General features: G+C 40.0%; 16 protein-coding genes and 1 other annotated feature. Of the genes, 14 read left to right on the top strand and 2 right to left on the bottom strand.

Annotated elements, in window-relative coordinates:
• Window positions 1-33 precede the first annotated feature (33 nt).
• The gene (locus RYX56_RS10870) at window positions 34-510 is read right to left on the bottom strand and encodes a LiaI-LiaF-like domain-containing protein (protein WP_317122077.1); all 477 of its coding nucleotides are present in this window, start codon (window positions 508-510) and stop codon (window positions 34-36) included.
• A 296-nt stretch (window positions 511-806) separates the two neighbouring features.
• Here RYX56_RS10870 and hemA point away from each other — a divergent pair, with 296 nt between their 5' ends.
• The 9 genes from hemA to ysxE all read left to right on the top strand — a co-directional run bounded on the left by hemA (window position 807) and on the right by ysxE (window position 10,460).
• Window positions 807-2,186 carry a glutamyl-tRNA reductase gene (hemA, locus tag RYX56_RS10875; protein WP_317122078.1) on the top strand — a complete coding sequence of 460 codons (1,380 nt, stop codon included), beginning with the start codon at window positions 807-809 and terminating at the stop codon, window positions 2,184-2,186.
• A 21-nt stretch (window positions 2,187-2,207) separates the two neighbouring features.
• Window positions 2,208-3,023, top strand: a complete 816-nt coding sequence (locus RYX56_RS10880) for a cytochrome C assembly family protein (protein ID WP_317122079.1) — start codon at window positions 2,208-2,210, stop codon at window positions 3,021-3,023.
• A 44-nt stretch (window positions 3,024-3,067) separates the two neighbouring features.
• Window positions 3,068-4,000, top strand: a complete 933-nt coding sequence (hemC, locus tag RYX56_RS10885) for a hydroxymethylbilane synthase (protein ID WP_317122080.1) — start codon at window positions 3,068-3,070, stop codon at window positions 3,998-4,000.
• Window positions 4,000-4,794, top strand: a complete 795-nt coding sequence (locus RYX56_RS10890; RefSeq protein ID WP_317122081.1) for a uroporphyrinogen-III synthase — start codon at window positions 4,000-4,002, stop codon at window positions 4,792-4,794. The genes hemC and RYX56_RS10890 overlap by 1 nt, the downstream gene beginning before the upstream one ends.
• Window positions 4,791-5,774, top strand: a complete 984-nt coding sequence (gene hemB / locus RYX56_RS10895; RefSeq protein ID WP_317122082.1) for a porphobilinogen synthase — start codon at window positions 4,791-4,793, stop codon at window positions 5,772-5,774. Before RYX56_RS10890 ends, hemB begins: the two co-directional genes overlap by 4 nt.
• Window positions 5,775-5,795: 21 nt before the next feature.
• A complete protein-coding gene (hemL, locus tag RYX56_RS10900) occupies window positions 5,796-7,082 on the top strand; it encodes a glutamate-1-semialdehyde 2,1-aminomutase (RefSeq protein WP_317122083.1) in 1,287 nt (428 codons plus the stop codon).
• 179 nt (window positions 7,083-7,261) lie between these two features.
• Complete coding sequence (spoVID, locus tag RYX56_RS10905) at window positions 7,262-8,527, top strand: stage VI sporulation protein D (protein ID WP_317122084.1); 1,266 nt, start codon at window positions 7,262-7,264, stop codon at window positions 8,525-8,527.
• Window positions 8,528-8,541: 14 nt separating this feature from the next.
• Window positions 8,542-9,453, top strand: coding sequence for a hypothetical protein (locus RYX56_RS10910; protein WP_317122085.1), 912 nt, complete (start codon window positions 8,542-8,544; stop codon window positions 9,451-9,453).
• A complete protein-coding gene (gene ysxE, locus RYX56_RS10915; protein WP_317122086.1) occupies window positions 9,450-10,460 on the top strand; it encodes a spore coat protein YsxE in 1,011 nt (336 codons plus the stop codon). Before RYX56_RS10910 ends, ysxE begins: the two co-directional genes overlap by 4 nt.
• A 79-nt stretch (window positions 10,461-10,539) precedes the next feature.
• Here ysxE and RYX56_RS10920 read toward each other — a convergent pair whose 3' ends face one another.
• A complete protein-coding gene (locus tag RYX56_RS10920; protein ID WP_317122087.1) occupies window positions 10,540-10,737 on the bottom strand; it encodes a YszA family small membrane protein in 198 nt (65 codons plus the stop codon).
• 223 nt (window positions 10,738-10,960) lie between these two features.
• Window positions 10,961-11,209 (top strand) — a binding site (T-box leader).
• Between the two features lie 58 nt (window positions 11,210-11,267).
• Here RYX56_RS10920 and RYX56_RS10925 point away from each other — a divergent pair.
• The 5 genes from RYX56_RS10925 to RYX56_RS10945 all read left to right on the top strand — a co-directional run bounded on the left by RYX56_RS10925 (window position 11,268) and on the right by RYX56_RS10945 (window position 18,184).
• Entirely contained in the window at window positions 11,268-13,910 is a 2,643-nt protein-coding gene (locus RYX56_RS10925) for a valine--tRNA ligase (RefSeq protein ID WP_317122088.1), read from the top strand.
• Window positions 13,911-14,095: 185 nt separating this feature from the next.
• Window positions 14,096-14,638, top strand: coding sequence for an RNA polymerase sigma factor (locus RYX56_RS10930; RefSeq protein WP_317122089.1), 543 nt, complete (start codon window positions 14,096-14,098; stop codon window positions 14,636-14,638).
• Entirely contained in the window at window positions 14,631-14,936 is a 306-nt protein-coding gene (locus RYX56_RS10935; protein WP_317122090.1) for a hypothetical protein, read from the top strand. Before RYX56_RS10930 ends, RYX56_RS10935 begins: the two co-directional genes overlap by 8 nt.
• Window positions 14,926-16,719 carry a carboxypeptidase-like regulatory domain-containing protein gene (locus RYX56_RS10940; protein ID WP_317122091.1) on the top strand — a complete coding sequence of 598 codons (1,794 nt, stop codon included), beginning with the start codon at window positions 14,926-14,928 and terminating at the stop codon, window positions 16,717-16,719. The genes RYX56_RS10935 and RYX56_RS10940 overlap by 11 nt, the downstream gene beginning before the upstream one ends.
• 160 nt (window positions 16,720-16,879) lie before the next feature.
• The gene (locus tag RYX56_RS10945; protein WP_317122092.1) at window positions 16,880-18,184 is read left to right on the top strand and encodes a bifunctional folylpolyglutamate synthase/dihydrofolate synthase; all 1,305 of its coding nucleotides are present in this window, start codon (window positions 16,880-16,882) and stop codon (window positions 18,182-18,184) included.
• Window positions 18,185-18,207: the final 23 nt, after the last annotated feature.

The following is an 18,207-nucleotide window of genomic DNA, read 5'->3' on the forward strand; positions in this document are numbered from 1 at the left end:
TACCAAAAAAGGTGCAGACCTTTTGCTTTATTATTATTTTCGCTTTAAAATGAAAAACAGACCTATGCAGATAAGTACAATGGGCCATAAATCAAGTACAATCTTATGAGTTGGTTGCAACCATTCTACTGGGTCGATTGAAAGAAAAGCAACGATTGAAAAAATGGTGAGAAGGAGACCGGGGATTAATCCTTCCTTCTTAGTGCGAACATAGACAAGTAAGAAAGAAATTCCGACAATGAGGGTATACATTCCCCAATGTTCTGGCCATGATGGAATGAGAGAAAGACCGTGAAAATGAATACCAAGACCTATTAATATAAGGCCAGGAAAAAGCGAGCTTGTATCTTTTCCTAAAATTGATTGCAGTAAAAACGCAAGACCAATAATGAGTAAGATAGAAGGCCAGCTTGCTACTTGTTCTTGGTACGGTAAGGAATATTGGTTGGTGAGAAAAAAAGCACCAAGACCGCTCAATAAGACGCCAAGAAAAATACGTTGTTGCTTCATGTACTTACCCCCAATCATGAAAGAGTTGGTCATATATTTAGATGGAATGGTTAAGCTAAAAGGAAAGAATTCTCTAGCGTACCAAAGTCATCATACAATACCAACATAATAGCATAGGCTTCATGATCTGTTCACAAATTTTTTTTGAGTGATTAGACAGACATGTTATAATGGGTTTAGTAAAGGGTAAGGGTTAAACTAGTCCCTAATTAGAACGATTTATTGGGCATAATTTATTAGTAGAAGTTACGGAAATGAAATGATAGATGAAGTGAACGGTGGGGGTGAGTTAAAGAATGCATATTATTGTTGTCGGATTAAACTATAAAACAGCCCCGGTTGAAATGCGAGAAAAGTTCGCCTTTCAAGAAGCTGAGATGCCAATAGCGCTTAATCAGCTTCGCAACATGAAAAGTATTCTAGAATGTACGATTATATCTACATGCAATCGAACGGAAATCTATGTGGTTGCTGATCAGCTTCATACAGGGCGCCATTTCACGAAATCCTTCCTGGCAGAATGGTTCCAATTATCTAAAGAAGAAGTTTCACCTTATTTGGATATACGTGAAGACCATCATGCGATTGAACATTTGTTTAGAGTAGCATGTGGACTTGATTCTATGATCTTAGGAGAAACACAAATTCTTGGCCAAGTTCGAGATAGTTTTCTCTTAGCTCAGCAAGAACAAGCAACAGGTACGATTTTTAATCATTTATTCAAACAAGCAGTTACACTAGCTAAGCGTGCTCATTCAGGTACTGAAATTGGCCAGCATGCTGTATCTGTTAGTTATGCTGCAGTTGAATTAGGTAAGAATATATTTGGTGACTTTGACGGTAAGCATGTATTAATTTTAGGTGCAGGCAAGATGAGTGAATTAACTGCCAAGCATTTGCATGCTAATGGTGCTAAGAAGATTACCGTCATTAACCGTACGGAAGCTCGTGCAGCAGAACTTGCAGCTCGTTTCCTCGGACAAGCGAGACCGTTTGAACAACTCCAAGACGCTTTAGTAGATGCTGATGTTTTAATCAGTTCGACGGGAGCCCGTGATTTTGTTGTGTCTAAAGAGATGATGTCTAAGACTTTAAAGAAGCGTAAAGGACGTCCTTTATTTATGGTTGATATTGCAGTGCCACGTGATTTGGACCCGGCGCTTGCTGAGTTAGATGATGTATATCTGTATGATATTGATGACCTACAAAATATTGTTGAAGCTAATTTAGCAGAGCGTAAGCGGGAAGCTGAAAAAATCGAGTTGATGATTGAGCTTGAAATCGATGAGTTTAAATCTTGGCTAAACACTTTAGGTGTGGTGCCGATTATTACCGCTCTTCGATCAAAAGCTTTAGCAGTGCAAGCCGAAACGATGGAGAGTATTGAACGTAAATTGCCAAACCTCTCAGAACGTGAGAAGAAAGTTCTTCGCAAGCATACAAAGAGTATCGTCAACCAACTTTTACGTGATCCAGTAACTCGAGTAAAAGAACTGGCTGGAGAATCTAGTTCAGATGAAGCGCTTGAATTGTTTACAAAGATCTTCGCATTAGAAGAAGAACTTGAAACACAAGAGCGTGAGGTGCGTGTTCGCGAGGCAGAGCAACAATGGGAAGCACAAAAGAAAGAATACAGTGCACTCTCTAATAAGCAAGATGCAGTCGTTCGCTCCTAAGGAAAGGAGTGAGATTAGCGGATGAATTGGATTTATCCATTAACGATTGTCCTTTATAGTTTAAGTGTATTTGGCTATTTTATTGATTTCTTACAGCAAAACCGGAAAGTCAATCGATTGGCTTTCTGGTTGCTTTCTATAGTATGGGTCTTACAAACGGTGTATTTCGTGTACCGAGCATTTGAGTTAAATCGATTGCCGTTAATTACCCCGTTTGAAGGGCTCTTTTTTTATGCATGGGTAGTGGTTACGCTATCTCTTTTAATCAACTGGTTTTTCAGGGTTGATTTTCTCGTGTTTTTTACGAATGTTGTAGGCTTTAGTATGATGGCGTTTAGTCTATTTGTGAGGGATAGTGGTATTCCTGAATCACTGTATACCCTCTTAGTTTCAGAATTACTAATTATTCATATCACCATTATATTATTGTCATATGCTGCGTTTACTTTATCATTTGCTTTTTCGATTATGTATGTGATTCAACATCAAATGCTTAAACGGAAGCTTTGGGGTAAACGACTTGTGCGCTTTGGTTCGTTATCGAAACTCGATCGATTGGCATATCGAATGACTATTTTTGCTTTTCCATTCTTTTTAATTGGTCTCATTCTTGGTTTCGTTTGGGCCAATACTCAATTTGGATTTATCCCGCTAATGGATGCGAAAGTTATTAGTTCGTTATTCGTTTTATTTGTATACGCTATCTACCTATACCAACGAGCTGTTCACTACGTTCGGGGATATAACATGGCGCTATTAAATATTGCTTGTTTCTTATTACTTTTAATTAATTATTTCTTATCTGGTCAGTATTCAGAGTTTCATCTATGGTATTAACAGATTTAAAAAGTGACATTGACTGATTAACTGGAGGTTTATACATGCGTACGATTGTAATTGGTTCACGCCGTAGTAATTTAGCTTTAACACAGACTGATTGGGTTATTGCTCAATTAAAGAAAAAAGACGTTCCTTATGAGTTTGAAGTGAAAAAGATCGTCACAAAGGGAGATCGTATTTTAGATGTGACGCTTTCTAAAGTTGGTGGGAAAGGGTTGTTTGTAAAAGAGATTGAACAAGCTCTTGAGAATAAAGAGATTGATCTAGCTGTTCACAGTATGAAAGACGTTCCATCCGTTATGCCTGATGGCTTTACATTAGGAGCGATTACAGAGCGAGAAGACCCTCGTGATGCCTTTATTTCAGTTGATAACGTAAAATTAGCAGATTTACCGGCAGGAGCGATTGTGGGTACAAGTAGCTTACGTCGTTCAGCTCAACTTTTAGCAGAGCGTCCTGACCTTGAAGTGAAATGGATTCGTGGTAACGTTGAGACACGTTTACGTAAATTAAAAGAAGAAGATTTTTCTGCGATTATTTTAGCTGCTGCAGGATTGAAGCGGCTCGGTTATTCAGAAGAGTTAGTGACAGAGTACTTATCTCCAGAAATGTGTGTTCCTGCTGTAGGACAAGGTGCACTAGGCATTGAGTGCCGTAGCGATGATGAAGAAGTGCTTGAATTAATTCAGAAACTAAATGATGATTACACATCTCGTACTGTAACCGCGGAGCGTACGTTCTTACACAAGATGGAAGGTGGTTGTCAGGTGCCAATCGCAGCTTATGCTACGATCCAAGCTGATGACCAACTTTCTTTAACTGCACTTGTAGGCTCTCCTGATGGTAAAACGATCTTAAAAGAGAGATTAGTTGGTCAAGACCCTGTGAAATTAGGCGAGGAGATTTCAGATCGTCTTCTTGAAAAAGGGGCTAAGGAAATTTTAGATAAAGTGAAACGTGAGCTTGATCAGTAATGAATACGGCTGCACTTGCGGGTAAGCATGTACTTGTAACGCGTGCAATCGAACAAGCTCAACCCCTTATTAATCGAATAGAAGAAGTGGGCGGAATTGCACATGTTATTCCGCTTCTCTCTTTTCAAACTATAGAAGAAGCACATCATATTGAACAAGTACGAAACAGTCTTGAACATTATCAATGGCTTGTTTTTACAAGTGCAAATGGTGTGCGTTTCTTTTTTGAAGCGTTTAAAGAAGATCATCTTCGCTCTATTATTAAAAAGGCCAACATTGCCGTAGTCGGACATAAGACTGAAGCAGTTCTTAATCAGTATGGCTATCAGGCAAGTCTGCTTCCAAAACATTATGTTGCAGAAGATTTAGTCCTGGTATTACGTGAGCATATTAATGAGGGTGAGCGTGTTTTACTGCCGCGTGGTAATTTGGGACGAACTTATTTACCAAAGGCATTGAGCGCTCATGGAATTGAAGTAGATGATTTAACCGTCTATAAAACGGTATGTCCTGATGTGGCCAAAGACCACATTCAATCTCTGATAAATGAACACATACCGCTTGATGTGATCACCTTTACAAGTTCTTCAGCCGTTAAACACTATACTCAGATTTTAGAGGGGCTTGAGCTAGAAGATCCATTTCCTTATGCACGGATTGCTTGCATAGGACCGATAGCTGAAAAAACAGCACAAGAGTATCATTTACAAGTAGATATAACAGCAAGTACATACACTATTGAAGGCCTTATAGAAGCTATCTCTACATATTTTAAGGAGGATGAAAACTATTGAAACAGTTAGAATTTAATCGCCATCGTCGCCTTCGTCAAACCGCCTCGATTCGTCGTATGGTTCGCGAAACATCTGTTAAAACAGATGATTTGATTTATCCGATCTTTGTAATCGAGGGGGAAGGGGTAAAGAATGAAATTCCTTCTATGCCTAATGTGTTCCAATGGTCACTTGATTTAGTGGATACTGAAGTAGAAGAAGCGGTGGCACTCGGAATCCCTTCTATTATCGTATTTGGAGTTCCAGCAGATAAAGATGATGTAGGCTCTTCTGCCTATCATGATCACGGAATTGTTCAAAAAGCGATTCGTCAAATTAAAGAAAAGCATCCTGATCTTACAGTGATTGCTGATACATGTTTATGCCAATTTACCGATCATGGTCATTGCGGTGTCATTGAAGACGGTAAGGTGTTGAATGATCCAACGCTTGACTTGCTTGCTAAAACAGCGGTTTCTCAAGCTGAAGCTGGTGCGGATATTATTGCTCCTTCAAATATGATGGATGGCTTTGTAGCAGCGATTCGTCATGGCTTAGATGAAGCAGGTTATCATGACGTGCCGATTATGTCTTACTCGGTTAAATATGCATCAGCATTCTACGGGCCGTTTCGTGATGCAGCTCATAGCTCACCTAAATTTGGCGATCGTAAAACATACCAAATGGATCCTGCTAATCGCCTAGAAGCAATTCGCGAAGCACAATCAGATATTGAAGAAGGGGCAGATTTTTTAATTGTAAAGCCCGCTCTTTCTTATCTAGATGTGATTCGTGAGGTAAAGGATCACTCCGGATTTCCAGTTGTAGCTTATAATGTCAGTGGGGAATACTCGATGATAAAAGCTGCTAGTCAAAATGGTTGGGTCGATGAAAAGGCCATTGTGCTTGAAAAGATGACAAGTATGAAACGAGCGGGTGCTGACTTGATCTTAACGTACCATGCTAAAGATGTGGCTCGTTGGTTAAAAGAAACGAACTAACAGATTGAAAGGAGAATGAGAATGCGTTCATTTAAAAATTCAGAAGCAGCTTTCCAAAAAGCAAAACCACTAATGCCAGGTGGAGTAAATAGTCCGGTTCGTGCATTCAAATCGGTAAAGATGGACCCAGTGTACATGGAAAGAGGTAAAGGCTCTAAAATTTATGATATTGATGGTAATGAGTATATTGACTATGTTCTTTCATGGGGGCCACTCATTTTAGGTCATGCTGATGAGCAAGTGGTAGAGGCATTAAAATCAGCAACTGAAAAAGGGACAAGCTTCGGTGCTCCTAGTGAGCTTGAAACGAAACTTGCCGAACTTGTCATTGAACGTGTGCCATCTATTGAAGTCGTCCGTATGGTTAACTCTGGTACTGAAGCGACGATGAGTGCATTGCGTTTAGCACGTGGTTATACAGGCCGCAATAAGATTTTGAAATTTGTGGGTTGCTATCATGGGCATGGTGATTCTTTATTAATCAAAGCTGGTTCAGGTGTTGCAACTCTTGGCTTACCAGATAGTCCTGGAGTTCCAGAGTCGGTTGCGAAAAATACACTAACCGTTCCTTACAATGATATCGAGAGTGTAAAGTATGCGTTTGAACAATTTGGTGATGACATTGCCGGAGTGATTGTAGAACCTGTAGCAGGAAACATGGGTGTTGTAACCCCTGAGCCAGGATTTCTAGAAGACTTACGTGAGATTACAGCGGAAAATGGGACGCTTCTCATTTTTGATGAAGTTATGACTGGTTTCCGTGTTGGTTATGAGTGCGCACAAGGAAAGCTAGGTGTGACGCCTGACCTAACTTGTCTCGGTAAAGTAATTGGTGGCGGCCTACCTGTAGGTGCGTATGGCGGGAAACGTGAAATTATGGAACAAATCGCACCAGCTGGTCCAATTTATCAAGCGGGTACGTTATCTGGAAATCCACTAGCGATGACTGCAGGGTATGAGACGCTTTCACAACTTACACCAGGAAGTTATGATCACTTTGAGGCGTTAGCTACTAAGCTTGCCGATGGTTTATCGGAAGCTGCGACGAAACATAATATTCCACATTCTATTAACCGAGCTGGTTCAATGGTGGGCTTCTTCTTTACAGATGAAAAAGTAACGAACTTTGAGAAGGCTTCTACCTCAAATTTAGATTACTTCACTCGCTATTTCCAAGAAATGCTTCAACAAGGGGTTTCTCTTCCACCTTCACAATTTGAAGGTATGTTCTTGTCGACTAAGCATACAGAAGAAGATATTGATCAAACGATCGCAGCCGCAGAAATTGCTTTTTCAAAGTTAAAATAAACATACACAAGTGGGTTCTCATTATGAGGGCTCACTTTTTTTTGTTCAATCCTTGACTATGTCATTTTTACTTTCTCTTTTCCTTTGTCATATTTAGTAAGGCTTGCTCATAAAGTGATATTGTACTGAATAGCGTAGACACAGAGGATGAGATTGATCATGTTGAGGAGGAATGTATTGTGACACAAGAACATCCAACGAAGCTTTCATTTTCTATTGAGGAATCGGTTTGGTTAAATAAAGGGCAAGAAGTTCAAGAGATTGTAGGAATGTCACTTGAACCAGATATTTCGATTGAAGAAAAAGACCATCATGTATATATAAAAGGTGGCTTGCGACTTATTGGTGAATACCAACCTGCAAAGTCAGAAGCTGAAGTAGATCTTGAAAAAGGATCGGTTGAGGACCAAGTATCTTTTCGATCGGTTGGAGATGTTTCTCTTTCAGAAGATGGGACAGGGAAAATCACTCATTTTTTCCCAATTGATGTAACGATCCCTATTAGTCGTATTCATAATTTAGATGATGTATATGTTCAAATTGAATCATTTGATTATGATCTCCCTGAAAAAAGTTGTATCCAACTCACAGCAGACATTAGTATTAGTGGGATGAATCACCCTCAGGATCAATCTGCTAACAGGCCGGTAGCTACTGAAAAAAAAGCAGACGAAAAAGAAGAGTATGTTGAGCCCTCATTTTCCTTTGATGCAAAAAGTGCGACATCTCATAAAGAGTTAATAAGTCCTCCACCATTGCATGGAGGGAGTGAGGAGTTTCAACCTCCCCCGTCAAATTCATGGCAGGCACCGGTGTTTAATCAATATTATGGGTACCAACAACCTCTACCTGAGGAGACGGCAGAAGAACCAGAGCAAGTAGAGCAAGTAGAGGAAGAAGTTGATGAAGTTGAAGAAAGAGTAGAGGCTACACAAGAAGTTGTAGATGAGCCGTCAGAAGAGGTCGAAACAATTGAAGAAATTTTAGAAGAACCTAGGTTAGAAAGTGAGGCAGCTACTGAACAGCAAGAACAAGAGGATGAAGAAGAAGTAAGAGAAGCAACAGTAGTTGTAGAAGCTGTTGAAGAAGAAAAGAGTGTTGCACCATTAACTAAAATGGTTGCAAGACCTTCTGAGCCGATTGCTAGACCTGTTGAGGAAGAAGAAGTAGAAGAAGTAGAAGAAGTAGAGGGTGATTATGAGCCAGTACTTGAAGTAGGAAAACCTCGAGAAGAAAACGCCTTATATCTAACAAAGATGCTAACAAAAGGAGAAGAGCGTTTCTCTAAGTGGAGAATGTGTATTATTCAACCGAATGAAACGATCGATACCATCGCACACCGGTACAATGTGAGTACAAGTCAGCTTGCAAGAATGAATCAATTAACAGAAGAAAAGGTAGAGGAAGGTCAAATTCTCTATATTCCAGTAAGTGCCAAGTCCTAAACGAGGAGTTAGTTATGATGGAACTGGTGGATTGGCTTAAAGCGCAATATGGTTTTAAACAGGTTGAATTTATTAATGAGGCTGTTATTCTGACCGACCAAGGGCGAAAGAGAATTCGTTCTTGGTCGGATTCTTCCTTACTAGAATGGCATGTTGAATGGAGAGACCGTTGTCATTATACTCCCATTGTGTTAACGGATCGGATGATTCGCACAAAGGAAGAAGAGGCCGCTGCAAAATGGAAGGAGCAATGGATTACTTTACATGATGAAATAGAGGAAGTATACCCTCAACTTGACCATGAAAAAGCCTGGGGCATGTTAATGGGCTTAATGATTACGCATGGATTAGAAGAACGTCAATTAGAGAGAGTGTATAAAGAAGAGCTACCCTCCTATGAGTGGAATCCAATGTTACTAAATGGATTAAGAGATGATATTCAAGATCAGTTGATTCGCTACCATAAAGAGGCGCTTGTCCGATCGAAAAAAGCCGAACGTATTCGTAGTCAACAAAGAAACGTGAAACAACCTCTTCTTGATTTGTTCCAATCACCAGATCAAGCTAGAAGAATCTATGAGGTGCTGATTTGGAGAGGGACAAATGAACAAGCCCACCTTGGCTATCAATCTTTACGTCAATTTTTGATCAACTGGCAAATTGTAAATGGAACAAAGTCTCTTGAGAAGGTTATTGCATCCATTGGCCATACAGAAGGTTTTAACAAAGATCAGGCCTTATTGTTTATCGTAGAAGTTCTTGAGCCATATGAGTGGGCAGCATTGACTCGTTCCCTTATGAGTAATGAAAGTGAACGACAGATAGAAGAGAAATTAACAAAGATGTCCAATGAATGGGAAGCAGCAAGGCAACTTGTTTCGATTCTTGGAAGATGGATAGATGACCAAAAGAAGGTGGTTACATGAGGCAACATGTTGAAAATCCATATGCCTCTATTTTATTTTATTATGATCTTTATCCTGAACACATTGAAGACTTTGGAAAAATAAAGAAGGTAATAACCTCAAGGGGAGTATTTGCTTTAAAGGAAACAACCATGAATCGACTAGAAGCCGATGAATTTATTCATGCGATGAGAAAGCTAGCAAAGTTAAATTATAAACAAGCTATTCCAATCATGCCTACTAAATACGGGGAGTATACGGTGGCTACGAGTACTCATACTTACTACGTTATGCCTTGGTTAGAAGCTGTGGAATACATGGGAAGAGAGTCTCAGGAAGAAAAGCTAGCCACACAGATGGCCGTTATTCACCGCCTGACGGTGAAAACTCAAGCATTCGATAAAGGGCAAGTCGATGAGTCTTTTCAACAGTTGATTAAGCATTGGGAGATGCGAAGATTGGAACTGAGTAGGTTTGCTGATTTTGCTGAGCGTAAAAGGTATATGTCACCTTTTGAATTAACTTTCATTACCCACGCTCATATGCTTGATCAAATGGCAATCAAAGCAGGTGAGCATTTACAAAAATGGTATGAAACTTGTGTGGAAAAAGAGAAATATCGAACCGTGCTTTGCCACGGTAGACTCTCACGCTCACATGCTATTTTCAATATGGAAAATGAGCCGACTTTGCTTAATTTTGAAAGGTCCAGTATTGATACCCCAGCGAGGGATTTGGCTAGTTTCTGCCGTACAAACTTTCGCTATACGATGTGGTCTGAAGATGAAGTACTTCGTTGGTTTATGTGTTATGAGCGCCACTTGCCATTGCTTGACGAGGAAAAGGAATTATTATGTGGATATTTACTGTTTCCTGAACCAGTCGTTTTTGCAGTAGAGTCTTATGTGAACGACCGGCAAGGGCAAAGTGAATTACAGCACGTCCAGCGACTTGAAAAACGGTTGATTTCCCTTCGGAAAGTCCAACGATTAAGTCAAAAATTAATTGTAAAACAAGAAGAAAGCTAACGTTCTCTACCTTCATGAGAGAACGTTTCTTTCATTTTGCTTCTTCTTTATAAAAAAACTCCCTTATCAAAGCTATTACTTAAAATAGCTTTAATAAGAGAGAACAATAAAGAACGAACATTAACGTCAGCAAGATTACATCAAAGGTTGTAGGAAATAGTAGGGTACGTAAAAACTGAAAACAGATGAGTGGAAGTAGTAATTGAGCAAACATTGCACGAATTTTTAACCACCAAGGGGGACGATGATAATAACGGCGGTATTTCCGGCCCATCATGCAGAGCCCTCCTTCATAAGAAAACATCATGTCATACCATACTCTATGCAAAAGAAAGGGCATTTGTGCAAGCTACATGATCAGGTTGCATTTTATGCAACTGTACATATAATAGTATAGAGATGATAAATTGTGGTAAAGCTAATATTGACGAATTAATAAGAAATAAATTAAACTATATAAGAATCATATTAAGTGATAAGTGTAGACTTTAATTTAAGATCGATATGCATAGAATGGGAAGAGTAAATTCCGAACCTTTAAGAGAGAGAAATCATTAGCTGAGAGATTTCTTAAGATGTACGAATTGAATGTCGCCCAGGAGCAACCTTACTGAACGACTAGTAAGTAAGGTCGGTTAAGAGCCGTTATCAAATGAAGTGTGTAGTTTCTTTCTCTGTCTGTATTTTGGGATGATTAGAGGCTGCAAACAAAGGTGGTACCGCGAATACAAACTCTCTTCGTCCTTTGGAGGAAGAGGGTTTTTTTATTTTCACCAAAAGGAATTTATTGGAAAGAGGGTATAAAAGATGGAGAAAAAAGAGCTGTCGATGCCAACGAAGTATAATCCACAAGAAACAGAAGCAAAGTGGTATTCCTATTGGCTAGAAGGAAAGTACTTTGAAGCTACAGGAGATTCAACGAAACAACCATATTCCATTGTGATTCCACCGCCAAATGTAACGGGTAAATTACATCTTGGTCATGCATGGGATACAACGCTACAAGATATCCTTTCACGCGTTAAACGAATGCAAGGTTACGATACGTTATGGCTTCCGGGTATGGACCATGCAGGTATTGCTACTCAAGCAAAAGTTGAAGGGAAACTTCGTGAAGAAGGTGTAAGTCGTTACGATCTAGGCCGTGAAAAGTTTGTTGAAAAGTCATGGGAATGGAAAGAAGAATATGCTGATTTCATTCGTAATCAATGGTCAAAATTAGGGTTATCACTTGATTACTCCCGTGAACGCTTCACATTAGATGAAGGGTTATCAAAAGCTGTACGAGAAGTATTTGTAAAGCTATATAATAAAGGCCTGATCTACCGTGGAGAGTATATTATTAACTGGGATCCTAAAACAAAAACAGCTCTTTCAGACATCGAGGTTATCTATCAAGATGTTCAAGGAGCTTTCTATCACATGAGCTATCCATTAACAGATGGTAGTGGAAAGATTGAAGTCGCTACGACTCGTCCTGAAACAATGCTAGGTGATACTGCTGTCGCTGTTCATCCTGAAGATGAGCGTTATAAGCACCTGATCGGAAAAACAGTGACTCTTCCGATTACTAATCGTGAAATCCCTATCGTTGCAGATGATTATGTGGATATCGAATTTGGTTCTGGGGCAGTTAAAATCACACCAGCACATGACCCGAATGATTTTGAAATTGGAAACCGTCATAACCTTGAGCGGATTTTGGTTATGAATGAAGACGGTACAATGAATGAAAAAGCTGGAAAGTATAATGGGATGGATCGTTTTGAATGTCGCAAGCAAATTGTTGCAGACTTGCAGGAAGCTGGCGTTCTTTTCAAGATCGAGGAGCATATGCATTCTGTTGGTCATTCTGAGCGTAGTGGGGCAGTTGTTGAGCCGTATTTATCGACTCAATGGTTTGTAAAAATGCAACCTCTTGCTGATGCTGCTATTGACCTTCAACAATCAGAGGATAAAGTTAACTTTGTTCCAGATCGATTTGAAAAAACGTATTTACGTTGGATGGAGAACATTCGTGACTGGTGTATTTCTCGTCAGCTTTGGTGGGGACACCGTATCCCAGCTTGGTATCATAAGGAAACTGGTGAGGTTTATGTAGGACACGATGCACCAGAAGATATTGAAAACTGGAAGCAGGATGAAGATGTCCTTGATACATGGTTCAGTTCAGCTTTATGGCCATTTTCAACAATGGGCTGGCCGGATACAGATTCTCCTGATTATGAGCGTTTCTATACGACAAATGTCCTTGTAACAGGTTATGACATCATCTTCTTCTGGGTTTCTCGTATGATTTTCCAAGGTCTTGAATTTACAGAGAAACGTCCTTTCAACGATGTTCTGATACACGGTCTCGTACGTGACTCAGAAGGGCGTAAGATGAGTAAGTCGCTTGGAAATGGTGTAGATCCAATGGATGTGATCGACAAATACGGTGCTGATGCACTACGCTTCTTCCTTTCAACAGGAAGTTCCCCGGGAAATGACTTACGTTTCTACTGGGAAAAAGTCGAATCAACATGGAACTTTGGTAATAAGATTTGGAATGCATCACGTTTTGCCCTTATGAATATGGATGGCTTAACGTACGATGAAATCGATCTAAGTGGAGAAAAGACAATAGCTGATAAGTGGATCTTAACACGCCTTCAACAAACAACTGAAGATGTAACGCGTTTAATTGATGCATACGAATTCGGAGAAGTCGGTCGTCTTCTCTATAACTTCATTTGGGATGACTTCTGTGACTGGTACATTGAAATGGCGAAATTACCATTAAACGGGGAGGACGAACATGCGAAGAAGACAACTCGTTCTGTTCTTGCGTACGTATTGGATCAGACAATGCGACTTCTTCACCCGATTATGCCGTTTATTACCGAGGAAATATGGCAGCATTTGCCGCATCAAGGCGACTCCATTACAGTTGCCGCTTGGCCAGAGCGTAAAGAAGAGTATGTATTTGCAAACTCAGTGAAAGATATGGAACTTTTAAAAGAAATGATTCGTTCTGTTCGTAACACACGTGCAGAATTAAATGTTCCGATGAGTAAGCAAATTGAACTTCTTGTCAATGCAAAGGATCAAGACACACTCGCACAGCTTGAGCGTGGCAAGAGCTACATTGAAAAGTTCTGTAACCCGAGTAAGTTAGAGTTAGGTACGAATGTATCGGCACCTGAAAAGTCAATGTCTCAAGTTCTTTCCGGAGTAGAATTATTCCTACCATTAGCTGGATTATTAGACTTAGATGCAGAAATAGCTCGTCTTGAAAAAGAGCTAGAGAAGCTAACTAAAGAAGTAGAACGTGTTGATAAGAAGCTAAGCAACCAAGGCTTCATTGCAAAAGCTCCAGAGAAAGTAATTGAAGAAGAAAAGGCAAAACAAGCAGATTACAAAGCAAAACGCGAAACGGTTCAAGCGCGTATTGCTGAGTTAAAAGCGTAATAAGTGAAAGAGTCGTCTCCCTTAATTTAGGTGGGCGACTTTTTTTGTTGACGTTGCTAGCTAATCGCTAATAGCTATTAAGAAGAGCTAGACAACAAGTTATAAAAAATTTCTTCATTCGTGCAACCTTCTCGTGGTAAATTGGCTCTATATGGTAGAGCGACCAGAGATAGGAGATCGTTGGAATGGTGACATTAATCGAGCGGTTAAAAAGGAGAGAAGAAGAAGCATTCCATGAGTGGATGAGTCGTGATAGTGGTGGGGCAATGCGACTCGCGACGTTGCTACTTAAAGATTCCTACGAAGCAGAAGATGTTGTTCAAGACGCGTTTATTCTTGCCTTTAATAAACTTGAACAATTGAGTGATGACGAGAAGTTAACGAAATGGCTACTTTCGATTGTTGTCAGTCAATGTCGAAGGCGGACGAGAACGTGGAGTTTTAAGCATCTCTTTCTCTCTTCAAATGAAGAGCTGATGGAAAGAGTAGAGGATTGTAGCCCTTTGCAATTGCTTTTGACCGAAGAAACAAGACGGAATCTCATACAAACGATTCAACGATTGCAACCGGTCTATCGAGAAGTGATTGCTTTGTATTACTATAGCGAATATTCAATCAAAGAAATAGCAGATCTACTTAATGCAAAAGAAAATACTGTAAAAAGTAGGTTAGCACGAGCGAGAAAACAATTAGCTCAGTTCTTAAAAGAGGGTGAAGAAGATGAATGAACGCGAGGAAGTAAAAAGGTGCATCGATGAACAACTCGAACAAATTCAATTCACCAAACAAAAGGAAGTCATCAAAATGATCCATCCCAAGACTGCACTAGAAAAGTGGGTGTCTTGGATGAATCAAGAAATGACTATTCCGGTCGTTCCAGTTACGTCCGTTGCAGCCCTGCTTTTAGTTATCAGTATGACTGTAGGTAGTGATAACCCTACTCATACCAATCAGTTAGTGGAGGTCGGTGGCAATATTTATTATAAGCATGTCGTCGAAGGGAGGGTCATAGAAGGTGAATCTTAAGATAAAGAGAAAAAATTTCCTCTATGTTGTTGTCGGAATGCTTGCGTTTAGCTTATGTTATGTTTACTTGTTTGCCCCAATCATGGAAGAACGGAAGGTAGAGAGAGCTTTTAGCCAAGGAGAACCTCATGCTAATGAATTAATCATTAACTTGATCGACCGAGCAAATACAGACTCACAAAAACTTCATTATATCGAAAAGTATATGCTGACGTACTCGTTTTGCTGTCCGATTAAAGATGTTTACCTCTCTCCTAGTATGAGTCACTGGCAAGAAGAGAAGAGCTGGCATGGATTTACGTTAGAAGAAATGGTGCCTTATCTGGAGATGTATGTGGAGAAACGAGGTAATGTAGATGGTGTGCACTACCAAGAAGCTGTCGTTCTGCTGACAGACTATTATGCCTTTCATACCTCTATCTTAGAAGCGACCGAGTATGTTGAAGCAAAGCGAGATGATTTCATTGACCGTTCAACAATGATACTCATGCCGAGAGAACTGACAATGAAATTAGTCGAATTATACATTGATGGAGAGCAATACACAAAGGCGTGGAGCCTTATTGAAGAATATGAACAAGAACAACTTCAATTAGAAGAAGACGAAGAGTGGAAAGTGATACAAGATGGAGAGTTACTTGAATGGAAGGTTGAATTATTAATCAACGAACAGAAAGTAGAAGATGCGATTTCACGTATAGAGGATTGGCAAAAGCGAGTACAAAGTCCAGAAGATGGAGGCTCTTATGACATCGAAGAAAGACTTGCAAGTATGTTGGAACAACTAAAAAAGATAGATGGTACCTTTTCTTATGGAACAGTTAGTGGGGTTGTCGAAACTGAAAATGGCGAGCCGATTGTAGGAGCGGCAGTATATTTGCGAACAGAACAGCAGAGTAGTCACTCTATTCATCCAGAATCTGAGAAGTATCGTGCTATAACTGATCACAATGGCTTCTATCAATTTGATCATGTTGTACCAGATGCCTATCAACTAGGTATAGGTCTTCGTTTTGAGCAGATTGATGGGTATTCTTGGCCTGTTGATATCGATGAACGAATCCAGGTATCGAGTGGCGAAGAGGTTGAATATGATGTGACGCTCGTCCAACTATTAGAAGTGAATCAACCGGTTAATGATCATGTGTTTACCGAAGATGAAATGGAGTTTTCGTGGGAAGAGGATCGAGCTGCTGCAAGCTATCAGTTAGCGCTAACCACCTATTTTGATGGGGGTTCCTTCACTCAAATTGTGAAGGAAGGAATCGAACAGCCAGAAGTAAGAATTTCCATCGAAGACCTTTACCACATGCCATTTTATGTCTCATTTGCTGACCCGAAAGAGAGGTATGCCTCAACGCTTCATCCGGAACAGCAGTTGTCTTATGCCCATTCTGAGGGTCAATTTTCTTGGTATGTGATCTCAGTAGATGAAGAGGGGAAAGAATTACGGAGAAGTACGGGATACCGGTTGAATGAAGAACTCGCTCAAGATATTCCTTTTTTCCAAATGAAGCAAAGAACGCTCACACCCGCTGACCAATTGCTTCTTCGCAAGAAAGTAGATCAAGCTTTGTCTTCTTATCAGCGTGACATTGAGCAACGAGAAGGGATTGAACAAGAACATGCGCTCATTATGGCAACGAAACTACTCGAACATAAGAAAGAAATAGAAGGTGATGATAATGGAGAGATTCGCCGAGTGATGAAGGGATATGTCGAGCAATTATATGAGTTAACAGGTAGAGAGGAATATGAGGTTGTATTAAACGAAAATGAATAAGAAACAGAGTAGAAGAAGATGTCGAACGCAGCACTTCTTCTTTTTTTATGGAGGTAATTATTTGATATAGACTGACTTTCATTGAATTATGAGAGGAATCATCGCTATAATAATAGAATGATATTAAAGGCATGATTTTGTGCCATGAGGGGTTGTACGGATGAAGACTGTAGAAGAGGCGATTGATTGGATTCATAGCCTATTACCATTTGGAATAAAGCCTGGTTTAAAGCGGATGGAGTGGATGTTAGAGCGACTTGATCATCCGGAAAAGAAGCTTTCAATGATCCATATAGGCGGAACAAACGGAAAAGGTTCAACGGTAAGCTACTTACGCCATATGCTTGAGGCGAACGGCTATGATGTTGGGACCTTCACTTCACCATACATTGAATGTTTTGAAGAAAGAGTATCACTTAACGGGGAGCCTATTTCAAGTGAAGATCTTGTAGATTGTGCAAATAAGGTGAAACCTCTTGTTGATGAATTAGCAAAATCGGACCTTGGGTCACCGACTGAATTTGAAGTCATCACGACGATTGGCTTCTTATACTTTGCTACGATGACAAAGCCTGACTTCGTAATAGTTGAAGTAGGTCTTGGAGGTAGATTGGATTCAACCAATGTCATTGATCCGATACTCTCGATCATTACGTCTATCGGTCGAGATCATATGCATATTTTAGGGGAGTCTCTTGAAGAAATTGCCTTTGAAAAAGCTGGTATTATCAAAAACGGAACACCTGTGATCTCAGGAGTATCTCAAGCAGAGGCACAGAGTGTGATAAAAGACAAAGCAGATCATTGCAAGGCTCAATTTAAGCAACGTGGAGTTGATTTTGAGCAAACGTTGCTCACTCGTAATGAAACAAGTCAACTTTTTACGTTCCAATCAATTGAAGAAACGTTTGAGACTTGTACGATTCATATGGCTGGAGATCACCAACGGGAAAATGCATCGCTTGCTATTGCCGCTATGAGTACGTTAAAACAACTGGGGCATGTGAAATATACAGAGGAAGCATGCTTAGTGGGATTACAAAAAACGAGTTGGGCAGGGCGATTTGAAATCGTGCAAAAGGACCCAACTATTATTTTGGATGGAGCCCATAATGAAGAGGGAATGAGTGCACTTGCTGCCACGCTAGGTGCGCATTATCCTGACAAACGCTATCGAATCATAATGGCAGCTACAAAAGAAAAAGAGATGCAAAAGCTTCTTCACCCATTTTTACAACTTAACGCAATATTTACATTTACAACGTTTGATTTCTTTCGAGCTGCATCTGAGGTCGACCTATTCAACCAAGCTGAAGTACAAGAGAAGGTAGCCGTTTCAGACTGGAGAAAAGCAGTCTTAGATGCTCAGTTGAATCACACTACAGATGACATTATTGTTGTTTCTGGTTCTCTTTACTTTGTTTCAGAAGTGAGAAAATGGTTGAGATCAACGATTAAAGTATGAGGTTAGTCAGTAAGGATAGGAAG

The sequence above is a fragment of the Alkalihalophilus lindianensis genome (genome assembly GCF_032843265.1).
In the GTDB taxonomy this organism is placed as follows: Bacteria; Bacillota; Bacilli; order Bacillales; family Bacillaceae_D; genus Alkalihalophilus; species Alkalihalophilus lindianensis.

Coding starts and splice junctions, on each gene's coding strand:
- RYX56_RS10870 (WP_317122077.1), bottom strand. CDS start 510: ATGAAGCAACAACGTATTTTTCTTGGCGTCTTATTGAGCGGTCTTGGT.
- hemA (WP_317122078.1), top strand. CDS start 807: ATGCATATTATTGTTGTCGGATTAAACTATAAAACAGCCCCGGTTGAA.
- RYX56_RS10880 (WP_317122079.1), top strand. CDS start 2,208: ATGAATTGGATTTATCCATTAACGATTGTCCTTTATAGTTTAAGTGTA.
- hemC (WP_317122080.1), top strand. CDS start 3,068: ATGCGTACGATTGTAATTGGTTCACGCCGTAGTAATTTAGCTTTAACA.
- RYX56_RS10890 (WP_317122081.1), top strand. CDS start 4,000: ATGAATACGGCTGCACTTGCGGGTAAGCATGTACTTGTAACGCGTGCA.
- hemL (WP_317122083.1), top strand. CDS start 5,796: ATGCGTTCATTTAAAAATTCAGAAGCAGCTTTCCAAAAAGCAAAACCA.
- RYX56_RS10910 (WP_317122085.1), top strand. CDS start 8,542: ATGATGGAACTGGTGGATTGGCTTAAAGCGCAATATGGTTTTAAACAG.
- ysxE (WP_317122086.1), top strand. CDS start 9,450: ATGAGGCAACATGTTGAAAATCCATATGCCTCTATTTTATTTTATTAT.
- RYX56_RS10920 (WP_317122087.1), bottom strand. CDS start 10,737: ATGATGGGCCGGAAATACCGCCGTTATTATCATCGTCCCCCTTGGTGG.
- RYX56_RS10925 (WP_317122088.1), top strand. CDS start 11,268: ATGGAGAAAAAAGAGCTGTCGATGCCAACGAAGTATAATCCACAAGAA.
- RYX56_RS10930 (WP_317122089.1), top strand. CDS start 14,096: ATGGTGACATTAATCGAGCGGTTAAAAAGGAGAGAAGAAGAAGCATTC.
- RYX56_RS10935 (WP_317122090.1), top strand. CDS start 14,631: ATGAATGAACGCGAGGAAGTAAAAAGGTGCATCGATGAACAACTCGAA.
- RYX56_RS10945 (WP_317122092.1), top strand. CDS start 16,880: ATGAAGACTGTAGAAGAGGCGATTGATTGGATTCATAGCCTATTACCA.